Annotated in this window: 17 protein-coding genes; all 17 read right to left on the bottom strand. The window is 64.9% G+C overall.

Annotation, left to right across the window (positions count from 1 at the left end; genetic code table 11):
* Positions 1–88: 88 nt before the first annotated feature.
* On the bottom strand, positions 89–1,105 hold the full coding sequence (locus ACJ7Z0_RS28475; RefSeq protein WP_434792533.1) for an NADP-dependent oxidoreductase: 1,017 nt from the start codon (positions 1,103–1,105) through the stop codon (positions 89–91).
* Positions 1,106–1,127: 22 nt separating this feature from the next.
* Entirely contained in the window at positions 1,128–1,592 is a 465-nt protein-coding gene (locus tag ACJ7Z0_RS28470) for a PaaI family thioesterase (protein WP_434792532.1), read from the bottom strand.
* A 1-nt stretch (position 1,593) separates the two neighbouring features.
* On the bottom strand, positions 1,594–2,388 hold the full coding sequence (locus tag ACJ7Z0_RS28465; protein WP_434792531.1) for an SDR family oxidoreductase: 795 nt from the start codon (positions 2,386–2,388) through the stop codon (positions 1,594–1,596).
* A gap of 53 nt (positions 2,389–2,441) precedes the next feature.
* Positions 2,442–3,821, bottom strand: a complete 1,380-nt coding sequence (locus ACJ7Z0_RS28460; RefSeq protein WP_434792530.1) for a DUF2252 domain-containing protein — start codon at positions 3,819–3,821, stop codon at positions 2,442–2,444.
* Positions 3,822–3,904: 83 nt separating this feature from the next.
* Complete coding sequence (locus tag ACJ7Z0_RS28455; protein ID WP_431131265.1) at positions 3,905–4,141, bottom strand: hypothetical protein; 237 nt, start codon at positions 4,139–4,141, stop codon at positions 3,905–3,907.
* Between the two features lie 2 nt (positions 4,142–4,143).
* Positions 4,144–6,051 (bottom strand): acyl-CoA dehydrogenase, encoded by a 1,908-nt coding sequence (locus tag ACJ7Z0_RS28450; protein WP_434792529.1) that lies wholly within the window; start codon positions 6,049–6,051, stop codon positions 4,144–4,146.
* Positions 6,052–6,189: 138 nt separating this feature from the next.
* The gene (locus ACJ7Z0_RS28445; protein WP_434792528.1) at positions 6,190–7,365 is read right to left on the bottom strand and encodes an acetyl-CoA C-acyltransferase; all 1,176 of its coding nucleotides are present in this window, start codon (positions 7,363–7,365) and stop codon (positions 6,190–6,192) included.
* Between the two features lie 43 nt (positions 7,366–7,408).
* Positions 7,409–8,884, bottom strand: coding sequence for a M20 family peptidase (locus tag ACJ7Z0_RS28440; protein ID WP_434792527.1), 1,476 nt, complete (start codon positions 8,882–8,884; stop codon positions 7,409–7,411).
* A gap of 26 nt (positions 8,885–8,910) precedes the next feature.
* Positions 8,911–11,016, bottom strand: coding sequence for a 3-hydroxyacyl-CoA dehydrogenase NAD-binding domain-containing protein (locus ACJ7Z0_RS28435; protein ID WP_434792526.1), 2,106 nt, complete (start codon positions 11,014–11,016; stop codon positions 8,911–8,913).
* Positions 11,017–11,245: 229 nt separating this feature from the next.
* Positions 11,246–11,941 carry an ABC transporter ATP-binding protein gene (locus ACJ7Z0_RS28430; RefSeq protein WP_055806516.1) on the bottom strand — a complete coding sequence of 232 codons (696 nt, stop codon included), beginning with the start codon at positions 11,939–11,941 and terminating at the stop codon, positions 11,246–11,248.
* 1 nt (position 11,942) lies between these two features.
* On the bottom strand, positions 11,943–12,725 hold the full coding sequence (locus tag ACJ7Z0_RS28425) for an ABC transporter ATP-binding protein (RefSeq protein WP_431131254.1): 783 nt from the start codon (positions 12,723–12,725) through the stop codon (positions 11,943–11,945).
* Positions 12,725–14,041: a branched-chain amino acid ABC transporter permease gene (locus ACJ7Z0_RS28420; RefSeq protein WP_434792525.1), complete on the bottom strand. Its 1,317-nt coding sequence runs from the start codon at positions 14,039–14,041 to the stop codon at positions 12,725–12,727. The genes ACJ7Z0_RS28425 and ACJ7Z0_RS28420 overlap by 1 nt, the downstream gene beginning before the upstream one ends.
* Before the next feature lie 90 nt (positions 14,042–14,131).
* A complete protein-coding gene (locus ACJ7Z0_RS28415; protein ID WP_055806507.1) occupies positions 14,132–15,085 on the bottom strand; it encodes a branched-chain amino acid ABC transporter permease in 954 nt (317 codons plus the stop codon).
* A gap of 80 nt (positions 15,086–15,165) precedes the next feature.
* Positions 15,166–16,407, bottom strand: a complete 1,242-nt coding sequence (locus ACJ7Z0_RS28410; RefSeq protein ID WP_434792524.1) for a branched-chain amino acid ABC transporter substrate-binding protein — start codon at positions 16,405–16,407, stop codon at positions 15,166–15,168.
* Positions 16,408–16,606: 199 nt separating this feature from the next.
* Positions 16,607–17,836, bottom strand: coding sequence for a branched-chain amino acid ABC transporter substrate-binding protein (locus tag ACJ7Z0_RS28405; protein WP_434792523.1), 1,230 nt, complete (start codon positions 17,834–17,836; stop codon positions 16,607–16,609).
* 124 nt (positions 17,837–17,960) lie between these two features.
* Entirely contained in the window at positions 17,961–19,604 is a 1,644-nt protein-coding gene (locus tag ACJ7Z0_RS28400; protein WP_434792522.1) for a 3-(methylthio)propionyl-CoA ligase, read from the bottom strand.
* Positions 19,605–19,724: 120 nt separating this feature from the next.
* Positions 19,725–21,563: a carboxylesterase/lipase family protein gene (locus tag ACJ7Z0_RS28395; RefSeq protein WP_434792521.1), complete on the bottom strand. Its 1,839-nt coding sequence runs from the start codon at positions 21,561–21,563 to the stop codon at positions 19,725–19,727.
* Between the last annotated feature and the right edge of the window lie 24 nt (positions 21,564–21,587).

Raw genomic sequence — 21,587 nt, 5'->3', positions numbered from 1 at the left:
GAATACCTCCGTGCTTCGCACTGCGGTGCACACCTGCTTGGACCGGCCCGGCGCGCATGACCGGACTTTCTGCCGTGCGTTCAGTTCATCAGATCAGCTTGACCAGTTGCTTGCCGAAATTCTTGCCCTTGAGCAAACCCAGGAAGGCCTCAGGGGCGGATTCGATGCCTTGTGCCACCGATTCTCGCGGCTTGAGCTTGCCGGTGCCCACCAGGGTGCCGAGCTCCGTCAGCGCCTCGGGCCACACTTCCATGTGCTCGCTGACGATGAAGCCTTCGATCTTCATGCGGTTGATGAGGATCAGCGCCGGGTTCGCAAGCGGCAGCGGCTGGCCGTCGTAGCCCGCGATCATCCCGCACAGCGCCACGCGCGAGAAGGCGTTGGCGCGCAGCAGCACGGCGTCGAAGATGTAGCCGCCCACGTTCTCGAAGTAGCCATCGATGCCGTTCGGGCAGGCTTCCTTGAGCGCGGCGCTCATGCTCTTCACGTCGGGATGCTGGCGGTAGTCGATGCAGGCGTCGAAGCCCAGCTCGTCGGTCACGTACTTGCACTTGTCCGGGCCGCCCGCGATGCCCACCACGCGGCAGCCGCGCGCCTTGGCCAGCGCGCCGAAGGCGCTGCCGACCGCGCCGCTGGCGGCCGTGACGACCATCGTCTCGCCGGCCTTGGGCGCAATGATCTTCACCAGGCCGTACCAGGCGGTGACGCCCGGCATGCCCACCGCGCCCAGGTAGTGCGACAGCGGCACGTGCGTGGTGTCGACCTTCTTCAGTGCGCCGGGCTGCGAGGCATCGACCACGCTGTATTCCTGCCAGCCGCCGAAGCCCACCACCTTGTCACCGGCGGCGAACCTGGGGTGCCTGCTTTCGACCACTTCGCCGGCCGTGCCGCCCTGCATCACCTGGCCGAGCGGCTGCGGCTGCGCATAGCTCTTCGAATCGTTCATGCGGCCGCGCATGTACGGGTCGAGGCTCATGAAGTGGTGGCGCACCAGCACCTGGTTGTCGGCCAGCGCGGGCGTCTCGGCGGTTACCAGCTTGAAGTTGCCGGCAACGGCCTCGCCATCGGGGCGGTTGTCGAGGTGGATCTGTTTGTTCGTAGGCATGAGTGTCTCCGGGGGAATGCAATTAATCGGTGGAAGGCGGGCGCATCGCGTTGGCGCTCGCGGGGCCGGTGGGCAGGCGGCGCTTCACGTACTTGAAGGTGCCGGTGGCATGCGCGCACACGCGCTCCAGCTCGTCGTAGATTTTGGCTTCCGTGAAGGCCAGCGTTGCGGTGCGGTGGATGAGCGTGCCGCGTGCGTGCAGCGGACCGACCGAAGGCTGCATGAAGCTGGTCTTCATCTCGATGGTGACCACGCCCATCTCGGGTGCCACGCTGCGTGCGGCGGCCGCCATGGTGATGTCGAGCAGCGTCATACAGGCGCCGCCGTGCGTCACGTCGAAGGTGTTCAGGTGCTCGGGCTTGGCCGTGTAGATGATCTCGGACTCGCCGCCCTCGAACTTGGTGAGCTCGAAACCCAGGTGGCGCGCAAACGGGATCTGGCTCGTGTACGAGCGGATGTTGATGTCGGTGGAATCTTTTTCGGCCATTTCAAGCACCGAGCACCACGCTGACGCCACCATCGACCGCCAGCCACTGGCCGGTGATGTGCTTGCCGGCATCGCTGGCGTACAGCAGCGCGATGCCCTTCAGGTCTTCCTCGTCGCCCAGGCGGCCGAGCGGCGCATGCGAGGCCATTTTTTCCTCGCCGAGCGACTTGATCAGGCCGGCGGCCATCTTCGTCATGAAGAAGCCCGGGCAGATCGCGTTCACGTTGATGTTGTAGCGGCCCCATTCGGCCGCGAGCGTGCGCGTGAAGCCGATCACCGCGGTTTTGGAGGTGTTGTAGGCCAGCGTCTGCATCTCGGGCGGATTGCCGTTGAGGCCGGCAATCGAGGCGATGTTGATGATGCGGCCGGTCTTCCTGGGAATCATGTAGCCGTTGGCGACGTGCTGCGACAGGATGAAGTAGCCGCGCACGTTGAGGTTCATCACCTTGTCCCAGGCCTCGACCGGATGGCTCTCGGCCGGCGCGCCCCAGCTGGCGCCCGCGTTGTTGACGAGGATGTCGATCGCGCCCATGCGCTGCAGCGTTTCGTCGGCCAGACGGCGCGTGTCTTCTTCCTTCGAGCAGTCGGCGGCGATCCAGCGCGCGTCGATGCCGGCCGACTGCAGCTCGGCTGCGGCCTGTTCCAGGTCGTCGGCCTTGCGTGAACTCAGCATGATCTTCGCGCCGGCTTCTCCCAGCGAATGCGCCATCTGGAGGCCCAGGCCGCGCGAGCCGCCAGTGATGAGGGCCGTCTTGCCGGTGAGGTCGAAGAGTTGCTTGGTGGTGCGGGGTGTCATGTCTGTTGTCTCCGGAACATGTGAAAGAAGGATTCGTGGCTTGCCTGCCGCCGCTACGAAGCGTCGCCGACGGCCTTGACGGCGGCGAGCTTGCCCGACGCCACTGCTTTTTTCAGCTGGCGCCAGTCGGCCTGGTTGACGTCGGCATAGGCCTCGGCAAAGTCTGCGAGCGCGGTGTTGAACGTCTTGGAGCGCCCGAGGTAACCGGCAATGGCCCAGGCGTCGCCGCCCTTGGCATGCGCGCGCGCCAGGCTGTAGCCGCAGGCCTCGGCAAACTCGACGAGATCGACCGGCTTGAAGTCTTCGAGCTTGTAGGACGCCTTCATGTCGCGCAGCTGGCGCACATAGAAGCCGCGTCCGCCGGACGCCTCGGCCCAGCCGAGGAAAACGTCGCTGGCGGCCTGCGCCAACCGCTGCCCCTGCACCACGCGCTGGCCGGGAGAGTTCGATCCCGGCGCCGGGCCCAGATGGGCCTCCAGCACCGATTCGCCGGCTTCCTTGCACTGCAGGAACAGAGGATGGGCCTGGTCGGCCACCATCAGCAGCAGGAAACAGCGCCGGCCCACCGAGCCGACGCCAGGCGTCAGCACCGCAACGTCGTGCAGCTCATAGCGATCGAACAGCCGCTGGCGTTCGGGCGGAAGGCTGGCGCGGTACTGCGCCAGGAACGCCGGCAATCCGGAGCGAAAGCGGCCGATCTCGCGCGCGGTGGCCTTGGCGTCGTGATAGACGAACGGCGGCCGGTCGCGCACCATGAGGCGGCCCTCCACCATCTCGGTCGCCTCTTCGGCAAACACGCGCGAGGTGCTGCGCCGGGCCTTCTTGATGACCGCAAGCTCGGTCGCATCCTCGGCACCGAGTTTCAGCAGCGTTTGGGACGTGAGGCGCGCGTACCAGGCCTCCAGCGTGTCCATTCGCGCGAAGCGGCGCATGCGGTCACGGTACGCCTCGGCCAGTTGCCGGACCGCGTCGCGCCCGGTGCGCGGCTTGAAGCCCAGATCGCGCGCGGCCACGACAAACGAGGTGGCGAGCCGGCGCACATCCCAGTCGAAGGGCCCCTGCAGGGTTTCGTCGAAGTCGTTGATGTCGAAGACCAGCGAGCGCTCGGGGCTGGCGAAGAAGCCGAAGTTCGCAAGGTGCGCATCGCCGCACAGTTGCGTCGCAATGCCGCTGTGCGGCAACCTGGCCAGGTCGTTCGCCATCAGGCTGGCGGCACCGCGGTAGAAGGTGAACGGCGTGGCCAGCATGCGGCCATGGCGGACCGGCACCAGTTCGGGCACCCGGCCGCGGTTGGACGCCTTCAGCCAGCCGAGCGGGCTGCGGCCTGCCGCATCGGGCTTGGGCGCCTGTGCCCACTGTTCGAGCGGAAAGTGCGCGCGCTGTGCGCGACCGTACGCCCGCCGATCCGCCGAAGTGGCCTTTGCGTCGGGCACACGGGGTTCAGGTTTCATAGTCCAAGCATTGCCGCGCTTCGCGACTGCGCCGATGTTCCGGATTCAGCATGGTCACGCCTTCCTTATTTGTCATTGAGGCGAGAGCGCACGTAGATGAGCGCAAAGCCCACCAGGGCGATCACCCCGCCTGGCACGGCCATCGACCAGCCGATGGCGGGCTCGGTGCGGCCCGTGGCAATGCCGAGGATCACGAGAAACAGGCCGCCGTAGATCAGGATCCAGATCCACTTCTCGAGCCGGGCGTGCGGCTTCGGGGGCTTGACGGGGTTCGGGGTGTTGTTGGGAGCGGCGTTGGCCATTATCAGAAAGCGTCCTCGGGCAATGCTGTACAGGTGGGGTCGCGGCTCTCGACCACATTGAGCCAGGCGCCGATTTTCGGCAGCTCGTAGTGGAAGAAATAGTCCGTGGCGCCAATCTTGCCAGCTGTTACGGCCCTGGCCTTCTCTGCGTCGATTTCCAGCGCTCGCCGCGCCACGTCCAGCCAGATCCAGGCCAGCACGGTATGGCCGAATGCCTGCATGTAGGGCACGGCGTTGGCCAGTGCGTCGGCCGGGTCGCCGGTGGACCAGGCGGCCTCGGTGGCAGTACCGATGCGCTGCAGGGCGGCGCCCAGCGCCTGGGCATGCCCCGCGAGCGCGGGCACCGTGGCCGCGCGGCCGATGGTGTCGGTGATGCGGCCGGCCAGCAATTGCAGGCCGCGGCCCTTTTCCATCAGCACCTTGCGGCCCAGCAGGTCGGCGGCCTGGATGCCGTGGGTGCCCTCGTGGATCATGTTCAGGCGGTTGTCGCGCCAATACTGCTCCACCGGAAAGTCGCGCGTGTAGCCATAGCCGCCATGCACCTGGATGGCCAGCGAATTGGCTTCCAGGCACCACTCGCTGGGCCAGCTCTTGGCGATGGGCGTGAGCACCTCCAGCAGCAGGCGCGCGTCGTCCGCGGCCTGCGCACCGCCGGTTTTTTGCTCGTCGACCAGCCGGGCGCAGTACAGCTCCAGCGCCAGCGCACCTTCGCAGTACGCCTTCTGCGCGAGCAGCATGCGCCGCACGTCGGCGTGTTCGATGATGCGCACCTGCGGGCTGGCCGAGTCCTTCACGACCTGGCTGCCGGCGCCCGTCTCGGGTTTCTTCAGGAGCCGGCCCTGCGGCCGCGCCTTTGCATAGTCGAGCGAGGCGTAGTAGCCGGCCATGCCCAGCATGGTGGCGGCCGTGCCGACGCCGATGCGCGCCTCGTTCATCATGTGGAACATGCAGTGCAGGCCCTTGCCGGGCTCGCCGACGAGGTAGCCCACCGCGCCCGCCTTGCCATCGACCGGGTACTTGCCTTCACCGAAGTTCAGGAGCGTGTTGGTGGTGCCGCGCCAGCCCAGCTTGTGGTTGAGGCCCGCGAGGGCCACGTCGTTCCTGCTGCCCAGCGTGACCTTCACGCTGCCGTCCCCCTCTCCCGCTTGCGGGAGAGGGCCGGGGTGAGGGTTCTCCACGTTCACCAGCCACTTCGGCACGATGAACAGCGAGATGCCGCGCGTGCCCGGCACCAGCTTGCCGCTGGCGTCGGGAATCTTGGCGAGCACGATGTGCACGATGTTCTCGGTCAGCTCGTGGTCGCCGGCCGAGATCCACATCTTGTTGCCCGTGAGCCGATAGCGCGGCCCGAGCGGATCGTTCTGATGGTCCGCGCCGTCGGGTACGGCGCGCGTGGCCACGTCGCTCAGCGACGATCCGGCCTGCGGCTCGGAGAGACACATGGTGCCGGCCCAGCGGCCCGAAAATTCGTTCTTGGCGAACACCTCCTTCTGCATCTCGGTGCCATGCACCATCAGCAGGTTGGCGTTGCCGCTGGTGAGCATGTTCGAGCCGATGCTCACCGAGGCCATCGCGAAGAAGCCGTTGGCCGCGGCCTGCAGCGTGTAGGGCAGCTGCATGCCGCCGATGTCGTAGTCCTGCGCCGCGCTCATCATTCCGGATTCGACGAAGGCCTTGTGCGCATCGTGCGTGGCCTGCGGCAATACGACCTTCTCGCCGTCGAAGTGCGGCTCCTGCGTATCGACGATGCGATTGGCCGGCGCATACTTTTCGCGTGCGATGCGTTCGCAGGTGTCGAGCACCGCGTCGAAAGTCTCGCGGGAGTGGTCGGCAAAACGCTCGCGCTGGCTCAGCGATTCCGCGTCGAGCCAGTCGTAGAGCAGGAAGTCGAGGGTGGGACGCAGGCTCATGATCGATCTCGGTGTGAATGGATGCGCGGGTCCTGTGCCTGGAACACCGCGGAAGCGGCTCAGCCGGCCCGCTGGTGTCCCCCCTGAACGGGGTTGGCGAAGGCGGCGGCGCGCTATGCGCCGCCGGCTGGGCGAGAGTTAAAGAACTTCAAACACGCCTGCGGCACCCATACCGCCGCCGATGCACATCGTGACCAGCACCTTCTTCGCGCCGCGGCGCTTGCCTTCGATGAGCGCGTGGCCCGTGAGGCGCTGGCCGCTCACGCCGTAGGGGTGGCCCACGGCGATGGCGCCGCCGTCCACGTTCAGGCGGTCAGCCGGGATGCCGAGCTTGTCGCGGCAGTAGATCACCTGCACCGCGAAGGCTTCGTTCAGTTCCCACAGGTCGATGTCGTTGACCGTGAGGCCCAGGCGCTTGAGCACCTTCGGAATCGCGAAGACGGGGCCGATGCCCATTTCGTCGGGCTCGCAGCCGGCCACGGCAAAGCCGAGGAAGCGGCCGAGCGGCTTCAGGCCCTTTTGCTCTGCGTACTTCTCGTCGACCACCACGCAGGCGCCGCCGCCGTCGGAGAACTGGCTGGCATTGCCGGCCGAGATCAGGCCGCCGGGCAGCGCCGGTCGGATGCCGCTGATGCCTTCCTTGGTGGTGCCGGCGCGGATGCCTTCGTCGTTCTCGATCGTGACTTCCTTGGTGCGCAGGCCCATCACGGGGTCGGCCACGCCGGCCAGCACGGTGATGGGTGCGATCTCGTCCTTGAAGCGGCCGGCTTCGAGCGCGGCGGTGGCCTTCTGCTGGCTGGCGGCGCCGTATTCGTCCATGGCGTCGCGACCGATGTTGTAGCGCTTGGCGACCTGCTCGGCCGTCTGCAGCATGTTCCAGTAGATCTCGGGCTTGTGCTTTACCAGCCAGGGGTCGGCCAGCATGTGCTTGTTGGCTTCGTTCTGCACGCACGAGATGCTCTCGACGCCGCCGGCCACGTACACCTCGCCTTCGCCCGCGATGATGCGCTGCGCGGCGGTGGCGATGGTCTGCAGGCCCGAGGAGCAGAAACGGTTGATCGTCATGCCCGAGGTGGTGACGGGGCAGCCGGCGCGCAGTGCGACCTGGCGCGCGATGTTGGAGCCGGTGGCGCCCTCGGGCGTGGCGCAACCCATGATCACGTCATCGACTTCGGCGGCTTCGATACCGGCGCGCGCGATGGCGTGCTGCACCGCGTGGCCGCCGAGCGTGGCGCCGTGCGTCATGTTGAAGGCACCCTTCCAGCTCTTCGCGAGCGGCGTGCGGGCGGTGGAAACAATGACGGCGCTGGTCATGGTGAGGTCCTTTGAAGATGGAAGGGAAAGAGGTTTGTTGTCGTCATTGCGCCGGCGCAGCGTTGGTGTTGCGCAGGAGCTGGTGATAGAAGCCGATCATCTCGCCGTAGTTGGAGATGGCCAGGCGTTCGTTGTTGCCATGGAAACGGGCCAGGTCTTCGCTCTTCATGCGGAACGGCGAAAAGCGGTAGACGGCATCGCTCACCAGACTGAAGTGGCGCGAGTCGGTGGCGGCGGTCATGAGGCCGGGGGCCACCACCACATCCGGAAACGACTGGCGCACCGCCTGTTGAATGGCGCGATAGCCAGTGCTGTCCGTCGGTGACACGGGCGAAGGCTCGGAGTTGCCGGGGTAGCGCTTGATCTTGATCTCGTCGTTGCCGAGCGCCTTGCGCAGGTGCGCCTCCACGCTGTCGATGGTGTCGCCCGGCAGGATGCGGAAGTTGACGGCAGCCTCGGCGCGGCCGGGCAGCACGTTGTCCTTGTTGCCGGCGCGCACGATGGTCAATGCGGTGGTCGTGCGAAGCATGGCGTTGCTGCTCGGGCTCTTCTGGAGTTGGCTGCGCACCAGTGGTTCGGTGAGCCACAGGTTGGAGAGCATCACGCGATTCATGCTGCTCATCTCCGGCGCGAGGGCACCGAACATCTGGGCCGCCACGCCTTTGATACCGCCGGGCATCTGGTTGGCTTCAAGCCGTGCAAGCGCGGCGCTCATGCTGCCGATGGCGCTGCGCTGCGGCGGCATCGACGAGTGGCCGGGGGCGGTGTCGAGCGAAAGAAAGAAGGTGCCATAGCCCTTCTCGGCCAGGCCGATGAGCGCAGCCGGCTTCGAAAGGCCGGGCAGCACGCCGTCGAGAATCAGCAGGCCTTCGTCGAGCACCCAGTCGAGGCGCACGTTGCGCGACTTCAGCAGCTCGGCAATGGGCCGCGCACCGCGCAGGCCGCCCACCTCTTCGTCGTCGCCCATCACGAGATACACGGTCTGCTTGGGCTTGAAGCCGCTGCCGATCAGCAGATCGATGGCCTCCATCTGCGCAAACAGGTTGCCCTTGTTGTCGAGCGTGCCGCGGCCCCAGACGTAGCCGTCCTTGATTTCGCCCGCGAAGGGGTCGACCGTCCACGCCTTCTCGGTGCCGGGCGCAATGGGCACCATGTCCTGGTGCGCCATGAGCGCGATCGGCTTGGCCGAGGCGTCGGTACCGATCCATGTGTAGAGCAGCGCCCGCTGGCCCACCACTTCCTTCTTGAGGGTGGCGTGGACCTTGGGGAACTGCTGTTCGAGGTAAGCGTGCAGCTTGTCGAACTCGGCCAGATTGGTGGCCGGATCGTCGAGGCTGGACACCGTGCGGATCGGAATCGCGCCGGCCAGTCGCTTGGCGGCGGCCTGCAGGTCCATCTCGAGTTTGGGTGCCGGCGCCACCGCCAGCTGCTGCGACGGCGTGGTCCAGGTCTTGACCGCCACGGCCGCCACCAGTGCCACAAGCACCAGCAGCAGCCCGAGAAAGATGCGTTTCAACATAGGCGGTCAGGGCTCCGGGTCTGCTGTCAGCTGAACTGCTTGCCTTCGGCCACCAGCTTCTGGATCAGCGGCGCGGGCTGCCAGAACTCGGCGTCGTCGCGCGGGTTCTTGGCAAAGCGCTTCATGGTTTCGGCCACGTTGTACAGGCCGACCTGCGATGCGTAGTGCATCGGGCCGCCGCGCCAGATCGGGAAGCCGTAGCCGGTGAGGTACACCATGTCGATGTCGCCCGACTTCGAGGCAATGCCGTCCTCGAGGATGTGCGCGCCTTCGTTCACCAGCGCATACACCAGGCGCTGCACGATCTCTTCATCGGAAATCTTGCGCGGCGTGATCCCAAGCTCCTTGCGGTGGTCCTCGATCATCTTGTTGACGAGGTCCGACGGAATCGCGTCGCGCTTGCCGGCCTGGTAGTCGTACCACCCTGCCCCGGTCTTCTGGCCGAAGCGGCCCAGCTCGCACAGCTTGTCGGCCGTGCGGCTGTACTTCATGTCGGGATACTCGACGGCGCGGCGCTTGCGAATCGCCCAGCCGATGTCGTTGCCGGCCAGGTCGCCCATGCGGAATGGGCCCATGGCAAAGCCGAACTTCTCGATGGCCTTGTCGACCTGCTGCGGCGTGGCGCCCTCGTCCAGCAGGAAGCCCGCCTGGCGCGAGTACTGCTCGATCATGCGGTTGCCGATGAAGCCGTCGCAAACGCCCGAGACCACGGCCGTCTTCTTGATCTTCTTGCCGATGTCCATGACGGTGGCGAGCACGTCCTTGGCCGTTTCCTTGCCGCGCACCACTTCGAGCAGCTTCATCACGTTGGCCGGGCTGAAGAAGTGCATGCCGACCACGTCCTGCGGACGTTCGGTGAACGAGGCGATCTTGTCGACGTCGAGCGTCGAGGTGTTGGAAGCCAGGATCGCGCCCTTCTTGGCGACGCGATCGAGTTCCTTGAACACCTTCTCCTTGACGCCGAGTTCCTCGAACACGGCTTCGATGATCAGGTCGGCGTCCTTCAGGTCGTCGTAGCTCAGCGTGGTGCTCAACAGCGCCATGCGCTGCTCGTACTTGTCCTGCTTGAGCTTGCCCTTCTTGACCTGCGATTCGTAGTTCTTCCTGATGGTGGCAATGCCGCGGTCGAGCGCTTCCTGCTTCATCTCGAGAATCTTGACGGGGATGCCCGCGTTCAGGAAGTTCATCGAAATGCCGCCGCCCATGGTGCCGGCGCCGATCACGCCGATCGACTTGATCTCGCGCTTGGACGTGTCGTCCGCCACGTCGGGAATCTTGGAGGCCGCACGTTCGGCCATGAACAGGTGGCGCAGCGCCAGCGATTCGGGCGTGAACATCAGCGATGTGAAGATGCGGCGCTCCTCGGCCATGCCGGCGTCGAACTTCATCTTCGTTGCGGCTTGTACGGCCTCCACGCACTGCAGCGGCGCGGGGTAGTTCTTCGACATGCCGCCGACCATGTTCTTGGCGAACTGGAAGTAGGCATCGCCCTGCGGGTGCTTGCACGGCAGGTTGCGCACCAGCGGCAATGCGTCGCCGCTCTTGCCGGCCACGCTCTTGGCGAAGGCCACGGCTTCCTCGAACACCGATTCGGGCGAGACGGTGAGCTTGTCGAAAAGCTTCTGGCCCGGCAGGCTGGCCAGCAGTTCGCTCTTGACGGGCTCGCCGCTCACGATCATGTTGAGTGCGGTTTCCACGCCAAGCACGCGCGGCAGGCGCTGCGTGCCGCCGGCGCCGGGGATGAGGCCCAGCTTGACCTCGGGCAGCGCGATGCTGGTGCCGGGAGCGGCCACGCGGTAGTGGCAGCCCAGGGCCAGCTCGAGGCCGCCGCCCATGCACACCGAGTGAATGGCCGCGACGATGGGCTTCGGCGAAGCTTCGAGCGCGAGGATGACGCTCAGCAGGTTGGGTTCCTGCAGCGCCTTGGGCGTGCCGAATTCCTTGATGTCCGCACCGCCCGAGAAGGCCTTGCCGGCGCCCGTGATGACGATGGCCTTGACGGCGTCGTCGGCATTGGCCTTCGACAACCCATCGGTGATGCCGATGCGGGTCGAAAAACCGAGACCGTTGACCGGCGGGTTGGTCAGTGTGATCACGGCGACATCGCCGAGCACTTTGTATTCAGCCGTCATGCTGCATTCCTTGGTGTGTGAAGAAAAAGAAGAAAAAGCACGAGTGTTCTTTTTCGAGGGATTCTAGGCGTTTCGCGTGGCCTCACAATGGCACGCAGTCGCTGCCGAGACAAGACTCATTAAAGGTTACAGCCCGTTCCAGGAACACCGCGGAACCGGCTCTGCCGGACCGCTGGTGCTGCCCCCGCAAGGGGGTGGAAAAAGCGTGCGCGAAGCCTGGGGGCGAGCCCTAGACTTCGAGCCACTCCTTGCGAGTGGTCGCATCGGCACGCAGGCTGTCGGGTGTGCCGTCGAACACGATGCTGCCGTGCCCCATTACCAGCGCACGGTCGGAGATCTGCATCGCAATGGTCAGCTTCTGCTCGATCAGCAGCACCGAAATACCCTTGTTCTTGAGCGTCTTCAGGTACTGCCCCACCAGCTCGACGATCTTGGGCGCGAGGCCCTCGGTCGGCTCGTCGATGATGATCAGGTCAGGGTCGCCCATGAGCGTGCGGCACAGCGTGAGCATCTGCTGCTCGCCGCCAGAGAGCACGCCGGCCTCGGTGTGCTGGCGCTCCTTCAGGCGCGGGAACATGCCGTACATGTCGTCGAACGACCAGCGGCTGCCCTTGCCCGAGCCCTTCTGCCCCAGCAGCAGGTTCTGGTGTACCGTGAGCTTGGGAAAGATGTCGCGGTTCTCGGGCACGTAGCCGATGCCCAGGTGGGCGATCTCGTAGGCTTTCCTGCGCAGGATGTCCTGGTCTTTCCAGCGCAGCGTGCCCTCGGCATGCACCAGGCCCATGATGGCCTTGGCGGTGGTCGAGCGGCCGGAGCCATTGCGGCCCAGCAGCGCGACGATCTCGCCCGCCCCGACGTTGAAGGAAACGCCATGCAGCACATGGCTCTTGCCGTAGTAGGCGTGGATGTCGTGAAGCTTCAGCATGTCAGTGTCCCTGGCCCTGGCTTTGTGCATCAGCGACCGAAGAGCCCAGGTAGGCCTCCTGCACCCGCGCATTGGCGCGAACAGCCGCCGGCGTGTCGAAGGCGATGACTTCGCCATACACCACCACCGCGATCTTGTCGGCCAGCCCGAAGACCACGCCCATGTCGTGCTCGACCGTGAGCAGCGTCTTGCCGACCGTGACGTGCTTGATGAGCGAGATGAAGTGCGAGGTCTCGGTCTTGCTCATGCCGGCCGTGGGCTCGTCCAGGAGAATGACGCCGGCGCCGCCCGCGATGGTCACGCCAATTTCGAGTGCGCGCTGCTCGGCGTAGGTGAGGTTCACCGCGTGCACGTCGCGCTTGCGCTCCAGGCCGATCTGCTTGATGAGCTCCTCGGTGCGCGCATTGGCGTCGTCCAGGTTCGAGAGAAAGCGCAAGAAGGTGTAGCGGTAGCCCAGGCTCCACAGCACCCCGCAGCGCAGGTTCTCGAACACGCTGAGCTTGGGGAAGATGTTGGTGATCTGGAAGCTGCGCGACAGGCCCAGCCGGTTGATCTCGAAGGGCTTCTTGCCGTCGATGCGCTCGCCGTTCAGCAGCACTTCGCCGCTGGTGGGCGCCAGACGTCCGCTGATGAGATTGAACAGCGTCGACTTGCCCGCCCCGTTCGGGCCGATGATGGCCACGCGTTCCCCGGCGTTCACCGCCAGGTCCACGCCGCGGATGATTTCGGTCTTGCCGAAATTCTTGCGCAGCGCCTTCAGTTCCAGTGCGTGTTGCGCGCTCATTACGCCGCCTCCCGACGTTTGATTTCTGCTTCGATTTCTTCCTGTGCCCGGCCCCAGACACGCACGAAGCGGCGGCGCGCCACCTCGAGTGCGCCGAGGCCGACCGCCAGGATGGCCGCCGCGACCAGCCAGCTTGCCATGCCCGACGTATCCAGCGTCACGCCGAAGAAGTTCAGGTTCGGGCCCATCGCCGCGTTGAGCTGGATGTGATAGATCATCTCGATGAGCGCAGCGGCGCCGACGACGACCGGCACCAGTGCCACCGCGAGTGCGATGTACAGCAGCCAGAAGCGGTTGAACTTGCCGAACTTGGCGACCCGCAGGTTCATCATCACCAGGCTGGCGATGCCGCCGGGCGCGAACATCACCATGAACACGAACACCAGGCCGAAGTAGAGCTGCCAGGCCTTGGAAAGCTCCGACAGCAGGATCGACGCGAACACCAGCAGCACCGCGCCGATGATCGGGCCGAAGAAGAACACCGCGCCACCCAGGAAGGTGAACAGCAGGTAGCCGCCCGAGCGGATGGCGCTCAGGCTGTCGGCCGCGTTCACGATCTCGAAGTTGATCGACGCCAGCCCGCCACCGATGCCGGCGAAGAAGCCGGCGATGATGAATGCGAAGTAGCGCACGCGCTGCGTGTTGTAGCCGATGAACTCCACGCGCTCCGGGTTGTCGCGCACAGCGTTGAGCATGCGGCCGAGCGGCGTGCCGGTGAAGGCAAACATGAGCGCGGTGCACACGAAACAATATGCGGCGATCAGGTAGTACACCTGGATCTGCGAGCCGAAGTTGAAGCCGAAGAAGGTTGGGCCGTAGACCCGGTCGGTGGTGATGCCGCCCTCGCCGCCGAAGAAGCTCGGGAACATCAGCGCCATGGAGGCCACCAGTTCGCCTATGCCCATGGTGATCATCGCGAAGGTGGTGCCCGACTTCTTGGTGGTGACGAAGCCCAGCAGGATGGCAAAGAACATGCCGGCCAGGCCGCCTACCAGCGGAATGGCCACGAGCGGAATCTGCAGTCCGCCCTTGCTGCCCATGTTCATCGCATGAATGGCAAGGAAGGAGCCAAGACCAACGTACACCGCATGGCCGAAGCTCAGCATGCCGCCCTGCCCCAGCAGGATGTTGTAGCTCAGGCAGATGATGATGAGATAGCCCATCTGCGAGAGCATGGTGAGGGCGAGGCTGCTCTTGAACACCAGCGGCGAGATGATCAGCACGACTGCGAACAGCGACCAGATCAGGAAGCGCCCGATGTTCCAGGGCTTGAAGCGGTAGTACTGCGTGGTCGGGGCTGCGGTCGTCGATGTCATTTCGGTTCCACCCTTTCTTGTGCCCTCTGCTGTCGCAAGAGGGTTGGCGCGAGGGTCGGCGGCGATGGTGGGGGACTGTGCTTGTGTCATTCAATCCTCCCGAGTGCCCAACAAGCCCTTGGGCCTGAAGATGAGGATCAGCACCAGGAACAGGTACGGCAGGATCGGCGCGACCTGCGAGATCGTGAGCTTGAGCAGCTCGTAGCCGAAGGTCTGGTCTGTCACGGCAACGCCCAGCATCTGCAGGCCGCCGGCAAACGACTGGTCCATGGCCACCGCGAAGGTCTGGATGATGCCGATCAGGAGCGACGCGAGGAACGCGCCGGCCAGCGAACCCATGCCGCCGACCACCACCACCACGAAGATGATCGAGCCCACCGACGCGGCCATGGCCGGTTCGGTGACGTAGGTGTTGCCGCCCACCACGCCGGCGAGGCCCGCGAGCGCGGCACCGCCGCCGAACACCAGCATGAAGACGCGCGGCACGTTGTGGCCCAGCGCCTCGACCATGTCGGGGTGCTTGAGCGCCGCCTGGATCACCAGGCCGATGCGCGTGCGCGTGAGCAGCAGCCACACCGAGATGAGCATCAGCACCGCCACCAGCATGATGAACGAGCGCGACTTGGGAAACTGCGTGCCGTAAAGCGAGAACAGCGGCCCCTGCAGCTGCGGCGGCAGGCCGTAAGGCACCGTCGAGCGGCCCCAGGCAAGCTGCACCAGCTCGAGAATCAGGTACGAAAGGCCGAAGGTCACCAGGAGCTCGGGCACGTGGCCGAACTTGTGGACCCGGCGCAGGCTGTAGCGCTCGAAGGCAGCGCCCAAGAGGCCCACCAGGAGCGGCGCGATGAAGAGCGCCGGCCAGAAGCCGATGATGCCCGACAGTGTGTACGCAATGTACGCACCGAGCATGTAGAAGCTGGCATGCGCAAAATTGAGCACACCCATCATGCTGAAGATCAGCGTAAGGCCAGAGCTCAGCATGAACAGCAACAGCCCGTAGCTGACGCCGTTGAGCAGCGAGATGACGAAGAATTCGACGTTCATCGGTCTTTCGTGTCGGTTGAAAAAGAAAAAGGCCCGAGTGGTGAAGTCGGGCCTCGACCGGTCAGCGCGCGATCAGGCAATCAGGAATTGTTGGGTCGCTTCATCTGGCACGAGGTGGGCGTGCTCGCGACGTATGGCTCGTAGTACTTCACGGGGACGAAGGTGTGACCCGTTCCTTCCGCGTCGATCGGGAATTTGCCTCCCGCCTTCTCCCACTTGGCGATGTACAGGCCCTGCTGCAACTGGTGATCGGCCTTGCGCATTTCGACTTCGCCGTTGAAGCTCTTGAACTTCATGCCTTCCAGCGCGGCAGCCACCTTGACGGGATCGGTCGATTTCACCTTGGCGAAGGCCTCGCTCAGCATCAGCAGTGCCGTATAGGCTGACGAGGTGTACAGGTCTTCCTTGAACTTCTTGTTGAACTCGACCGCCAGGCGCTGGATGTCGCCACCCATGTTGTAGTGGCCGTAGCTCACTTGGTACACCTTGCCGGCTGACGCTGTGCCCATCGCGGTCGGCGTGCCGCTCACGCTCCCGTAGTAGGTGTAGAAATTGACGTTGTTCAGGCCCGCATCGTTGGCCGACTTGATCAGCAAGGCGAGGTCGGAACCCCAGTTGCCGGTGATGACGGTGTCGGCACCCGACGCCTTGATCTTGGCGATGTAGGGAGCGAAGTCGCGCACCTGGGCCAGCGGGTGGAGATCCTCGCCGACGATCTGCACGTCGGGCCGCTTCCGTGCGAGGTTTTCCTTGGCGAACTTGGCCACCTGAACGCCATGCGCATAGTTCTGGTTGAGCAGGTAGACCTTCTTGACGTCCGGCTGGTCCTTCATGAAGGTGGTCAGCGCTTCCATCTTCATGGAGGTATCGGCATCGAGGCGGAAGTGCCAATAGCTGCATTTGCTGTTGGTCAGGTCGGGGTCGACTGCGGCGTAGTTGATGTAGAGCAGTTCCTTGCCGGGGTTGCGGGCATTGTTCTTCTCGACCGCATCGATGATGGCCAGCGCCGCGCCTGAACCGTTGCCCTGGAGCACGTAGCGGGCGCCCTGGTCCTGCGCCGAGCGCAGCGCGCTGGTGGTCTCTTGCGGACTCAGCTTGTTGTCGATGCCGATGATCTCGAACTTGACCCCGGCGGCGTTCTTCTTGTTGAACTCCTCGGCCAGGAACTGGTAAGTCTTGAGCTGGTTGGTGCCGACCGCCGCCATCAGGCCGGACAGCGGGTCGAGCCAGGCAATCTTCACGGTTTCACCCTTCTGCGCCAGCGCGCCGGTGGCGGCTGCGGAAAGGATGGCTGCTGTAGCGATTTTCAGAGCGAACTTCACGATCTATATCTCCTGGTCAAACCGTTCAAAAGGCCGCACGAGAGTACAAGCGTTTGCAGCCCCTCCCCTCAGGGAATGCCCGTAAGAGGGCGGCTGCAAAGGCCGTTTCTATCGCGCAGGCGACACTGCATTTCTCCAAGGTGCTACCGGCGGCTGAACCGGTGCTACCCAAGGGTAGAAAATCCGTTTGCAAAATGCCCTACGGGCGCTTCATCTGGCAGGTGGTGGGCGTGCTGGCCACATACGATTCGTAATACTTCACCGGCGCCATCGTGTAGCCCGTGTTCTCGGCGTCATAGGGGAACTTGCCACCCGCCTTTTGCCACTTGGTGATCCACAGGCCCTGCTGCAGCTGGTGGTCGGCCTTGCGCATTTCGATTTCGCCATTGAAGCTCTTGAACTTCATGCCTTCCATGGTGGCCGCCACCTTCACGGGATCGGTGGAGCGGGCCCTGACGAAGGCGGTGTCGAGCATCGCGAAGGCGTGATAGATCGACGTCTGCACCATGTCGTCGTTCATCTTCTTCTTGTATTCGCCCATGATCCGCTGGATGTCGCCGCCCATGTTGTAGTGGCCGTAGCCCACCACGAACACACGCCCGTCGGCGCCGGAACCCATGGCGGTTGGCGCCCCGGTGCCGTAGGCGTAGTAGGTATAGAACTTGACGTTCAGGCCCGAGTCGTTGGCCGACTTGATGAGCAGCGCGAGGTCGGAACCCCAGTTGCCGGTAATGACCGAATCGGCGCCGGAGGCCTTGATCTTGGCGATGTAGGGCGCGAAGTCGCGCACCTGCGCCAGGGGATGCAGGTCGTCGCCGACGATCTCGATGTCGGGGCGCTTGTCTTTCAGGTTCTGCTTGGCGAACTTGGAGACCTGCTGGCCGTGCGCGTAGTTCTGGTTGAGCAGGTAGACCTTCTTGACTTCAGGTAGGTCCTTCATGAAGGTGGTCAGCGCCTCCATCTTCATGGAGGTGTCAGCATCGAGGCGGAAGTGCCAGTAGCTGCACTTGCTGTTGGTGAGATCGGGGTCGACCGCGGCATAGTTGATGTAAACGAGTTCCTTGCCCGGGTTGCGCGCGTTGTGCTTTTCGAGCGCATCGATGATGGCCAAGGCGGGCCCGGAGCCGTTGCCCTGCATCACGTAGCGCGCACCCTGGTCCATGGCGGAGCGCAAGGCGCTGGTGGTTTCCTGCGGGCTCAGCTTGTTGTCGATGGCGATGAGTTCGAACTTCACCCCGGAGGTGTTCTTCTTGTTGAACTCCTCGACCATGAACTGCGTGGTCTTGAGCTGGTTGGTCCCCACCGCCGCCATCAGGCCGGACAGCGGGTCGAGCCAGGCGACCTTGACGGTCTCGCCCTTCTGGGCGAAAGAGGCTGTGGCGCTGAGCAGCATTGCGCAGAAAGCTACTGACTTGATAGCACGGGACATGAGGAGTCTCCAGGGATGATGGGCCGAGATCGCAGCGTACAAGCGCCCTTTTTTTCGCCGCACAGGGAATGCCCGCAAGCAGGGCCGCCAAGGCGGCCTGGCTATCGCGTGCGCGACAGTGCGGCTACGCGGTGGGCAACTTGTAGTCCTTCAACAGTTCGCGCAACTTTGTCTTGAGAATCTTCCCGGTGGCGCCGAGCGGAATCGCCTCGACGAAGACCACGTCATCGGGAATCTGCCACTTGGCTGTCTTGCCTTCGTAGAACTTGAGCAGCTCTTCGCGCGTGACCTCGGCACTGGGCTTCTTCACCACCACGACGATGGGCCGCTCGTCCCACTTGGGATGCGCCACGCCGATGCAGGCTGCCATGGCCACGGCCGGATGCGAGACGGCGATGTTTTCGATCTCGATCGAGCTGATCCATTCGCCGCCGGACTTGATCACGTCCTTGCTGCGGTCGGTGATCTGCAGATAGCCGTCGGGGTCGATGGTGGCAACGTCGCCGGTGGGAAACCAGCCGCGCCCCTGCTCGTCGGGAACGAGCGGATCGCCGCCTTCGCCCTTGAAGTATTCCTTCACGACCCACGGCCCCTTGACCAGCAGGTCGCCGTAGGCCTTGCCGTCCCAGGGCAGCGCCTTGCCGTCGCCGTCGACGATCTTCATGTCGACGCCGAAGATCGCGCGGCCCTGCTTCAGGCGGATCGCGAGTTGGGCATCGGCCGGCATGGCGAGATGCTTGTTCTTGAGCGTGCACAGCGTGCCCAGCGGGCTCATCTCGGTCATGCCCCAGGCGTGCAGCACCTCGACCTTGTAGATGTCCTGGAACGCGCGGATCATGGCCGGCGGGCAGGCCGAGCCGCCAATGACGGTGCGGTTGAGCGTGGAGAACTTCAGCTCGTTGGCCTGCATGTGGCCCAGCATCATCTGCCACACGGTGGGCACGCCGGCCGCGAAGGTCACGCCTTCGGACTCGATGAGCTCGAACACCGACTTGCCATCGAGCGCCGGGCCCGGGAACACGATCTTCGCGCCCACCAGTGCGGCCGAATACGGGATGCCCCAGGCGTTGACGTGGAACATCGGCACCACCGGCAGCACCGAATCGCGCGCCGAGATGCACATCACGTCGGGCAGCGCCGCAGCGTAGGCGTGCAGCAGCGTCGAGCGGTGGCTGTAGAGCGCCGCCTTGGGGTTGCCGGTAGTGCCGCTCGTGTAGCACATGCTCGAAGCGGAGTTCTCGTCGAAAGTGGGCCAGTCGTAGTCCGTCGATTGCCCGCTCATCCAGGCCTCGTAGCTCACGAGGTTGGGAATGCCGCTGTCGGCAGGCAGCTTGTCGGCATCGCACAAGGCGATCCACTTTCTGATGGTGCTGCACCTGGCATGCACCGCCTGCACCAGCGGCAGAAAGCTCAGGTCGAAGCACAGGATCTGGTCTTCGGCGTGGTTGGCGATCCATGCGATCTGGTCGGGGTGCAGGCGCGGATTGATGGTGTGGAGCACGCGGCCCGTGCCGCTCACGCCGTAGTACAGCTCCAGGTGGCGGTAGCCGTTCCAGGCCAGGGTGGCGATGCGGTCGCTGAACAGCAGTTGCTCGCCGTCCAGCGCATTGGCCACCTGCCGGGAGCGCGATGCGATCTTGCCCCAGGTGCTTCGGTGGATATCGCCCTCGACGCGGCGCGAGACGATCTCGGCGTCGCCGTGGTGGCGCTCGGCGAACTCGATCAGCGATGAGATCAAAAGCGGTTGGTCTTGCATCAAACCCAGCATCTAGAGACTCCTGTCATTTGTGAAATGGCTGCTAAAACTTTGCGGACAACGGATTCACTCAATCTTCGGCCATTCGCACAATGACAGAAACCCGCACGTGGAACTCGAGGGACACGGCGCCTACTGCACGCTGATCTTCGCCGCCATCGGCGTGGCGTCGAGCAGCAGGCTCGAAGGCCAGGGCGTCCAGTTTGTGCCGAGTTCGGCGGCGTTCGGATCGCCCTTTCGCATGAACGCGCCGACGCTGGCCATGACGGCGTTGGACAAGGCGAGCCGGCCCGGCTGGTTGGCCTTGGCGGCCATCACGCCGCTGAGCAGCGAGGGGCCGAAGTTGCCGAATACGAACGGCAGGTCGAAGGCGTGCGAGGCGCCATAGACGTCGTTCCACGGTGACGGTTCCTGCGCCCAATCGAGGCGGTAGTGCCAGATGTTGGACTGGCGCGTCTTCATCGTATTGAGGAGGTTGTCGCGATTGGCCTCGAAAAGATGCTTCGTGATGAGCCCCGTCGCCGCGTTGTAGCCCGTGACGGGGGTGTCTACCGGCAGGTAGAACGGATCGATGATGTCGGCCACCGTGAGCGAGGGCGCCGCGTCGGGGTCGAAGTTGAACATCATCGAAAAGCGCTGGGCGTCGTTGACGATCCAGCCGGACTTCGGAAAACCGATGGCCGGCAGCAGCGACGCGAAGAGCTTGCCCTCGTCGCGCGTGTTGCCCGCGAGCAAGGGCACCTTCACGTACTGGTCGGCCGCGATGGCGCCGATCGGGTCGGTGGGGATCACCGTGCCGTCGGGAATGGGCCCGACGGCCCCCAGGCCGGCGGCGACCACCGTGGCCAGCATGGCGCCGCCTTCCTGTGCGCGCAGGTAGTCGGCAATCTGTGCCGGGGTGCGCGTGCCGATGTAGGCCTTGGCGGCCGCCGCGTCGGCGACGGTGCCGTCGGCCACGAGCAGTTTCTCCAGGATGGCCTGGCCCTGCGCGAGCGAAACCGCGGCCGGCTGGAGCGAAGGCAGCGTGCCGGGCGGCAGGTTGCTTGCAAGCGAAATGCCGCCACTCATCTCGAAGGCCTTGTGGAACAGGCCCTTGGCCATCGGCGAAGTCATCACCGCCAGCAGGTTGGTGGCGCCGGCCGATTCGCCCGACAGCGTGACGTTGTTCGGATCGCCGCCGAAGCCCGCGACGTTGTTCCTGATGAAGCGCAGCGCCGCCATGTTGTCGAGCAGCGCGAAGTTGCCCGAGTCGTCGCCCGCGGTGCCGCCCGGCCGCAATTGCGGCAGGTTCAGGAAGCCCAGGATGCCCAGGCGGTAGCTGGCGGTGATGACCACCGCGTTGGCGTTCTTCGCCAGCGCGGCGCCGTCATACAGCGGGTCGGCCGTGTAGCCCGATATGTTGCTTCCGCCATGGACGAACAGCAGCACCGGCAGGTTCGCGTCGGTGGTGGCCGGGCGCCAGATGTTGACGAACAGGCAGTCTTCGCTGCCGACCGGCTTGCCCAGGTTGGTGCCGATGGTGGCGTCGTAGGTGTTGTTGGTGCCGGGACTGAAAAGCCGGCCGATCTGCAGGCAGGCGTTGCCGAACTTCGTGGCCGGGCGAATGCCGCTCCAGGCCGCGGGCTCGGCCGGTGCACGCCAGCGCAGCGCGCCGACCGGCGGTTGCGCGAACGGAACACCCTTCCAGAACCAGGTGCCCGTCCTGGCGCTGTCGTCCACGCCCTCGATCTTGCCGGCGGTGGTCTGGCGCACCATGGGGCCGTCGGCGGCCGGGGGCGGCGCAGCGGGCGGTGGAGGCGCGGGTGGCGCGACAGGAAGGAACGCAAACGACGAGCCCGAAGAACCGCCTCCCCCGCAGGCCGTCAAAGCCAGACACGCCGTCATGGCGATGGCCCGTGCAACCGCCACCGTCGTTCCTGCCGCCCGCTGGTCTTCTGGCCGTGCCTGTACTGCTGTCAGTGCCGTATCCATTTTTTGTCTCCACACCGGGTTAAT

This window comes from Variovorax palleresanus (genome assembly GCF_051144945.1).
Lineage (GTDB): Bacteria > Pseudomonadota > Gammaproteobacteria > Burkholderiales > Burkholderiaceae_C > Variovorax > Variovorax paradoxus_S.
This window is presented reverse-complemented; position numbering and strand designations above follow the sequence as displayed.

Excerpts from the sequence above, each read along its gene's own strand:
- ACJ7Z0_RS28445 (WP_434792528.1), bottom strand. The coding sequence starts at position 7,365 with ATGACCAGCGCCGTCATTGTTTCCACCGCCCGCACGCCGCTCGCGAAG.
- ACJ7Z0_RS28435 (WP_434792526.1), bottom strand. The coding sequence starts at position 11,016 with ATGACGGCTGAATACAAAGTGCTCGGCGATGTCGCCGTGATCACACTG.
- ACJ7Z0_RS28395 (WP_434792521.1), bottom strand. The coding sequence starts at position 21,563 with ATGGATACGGCACTGACAGCAGTACAGGCACGGCCAGAAGACCAGCGG.
- ACJ7Z0_RS28465 (WP_434792531.1), bottom strand. The coding sequence starts at position 2,388 with ATGACACCCCGCACCACCAAGCAACTCTTCGACCTCACCGGCAAGACG.
- ACJ7Z0_RS28425 (WP_431131254.1), bottom strand. The coding sequence starts at position 12,725 with ATGAGCGCGCAACACGCACTGGAACTGAAGGCGCTGCGCAAGAATTTC.
- ACJ7Z0_RS28450 (WP_434792529.1), bottom strand. The coding sequence starts at position 6,051 with ATGAGCCTGCGTCCCACCCTCGACTTCCTGCTCTACGACTGGCTCGAC.
- ACJ7Z0_RS28400 (WP_434792522.1), bottom strand. The coding sequence starts at position 19,604 with ATGCTGGGTTTGATGCAAGACCAACCGCTTTTGATCTCATCGCTGATC.
- ACJ7Z0_RS28420 (WP_434792525.1), bottom strand. The coding sequence starts at position 14,041 with ATGACATCGACGACCGCAGCCCCGACCACGCAGTACTACCGCTTCAAG.
- ACJ7Z0_RS28405 (WP_434792523.1), bottom strand. The coding sequence starts at position 17,836 with ATGTCCCGTGCTATCAAGTCAGTAGCTTTCTGCGCAATGCTGCTCAGC.
- ACJ7Z0_RS28470 (WP_434792532.1), bottom strand. The coding sequence starts at position 1,592 with ATGGCCGAAAAAGATTCCACCGACATCAACATCCGCTCGTACACGAGC.
- ACJ7Z0_RS28430 (WP_055806516.1), bottom strand. The coding sequence starts at position 11,941 with ATGCTGAAGCTTCACGACATCCACGCCTACTACGGCAAGAGCCATGTG.
- ACJ7Z0_RS28415 (WP_055806507.1), bottom strand. The coding sequence starts at position 15,085 with ATGAACGTCGAATTCTTCGTCATCTCGCTGCTCAACGGCGTCAGCTAC.
- ACJ7Z0_RS28455 (WP_431131265.1), bottom strand. The coding sequence starts at position 4,141 with ATGGCCAACGCCGCTCCCAACAACACCCCGAACCCCGTCAAGCCCCCG.
- ACJ7Z0_RS28475 (WP_434792533.1), bottom strand. The coding sequence starts at position 1,105 with ATGCCTACGAACAAACAGATCCACCTCGACAACCGCCCCGATGGCGAG.
- ACJ7Z0_RS28440 (WP_434792527.1), bottom strand. The coding sequence starts at position 8,884 with ATGTTGAAACGCATCTTTCTCGGGCTGCTGCTGGTGCTTGTGGCACTG.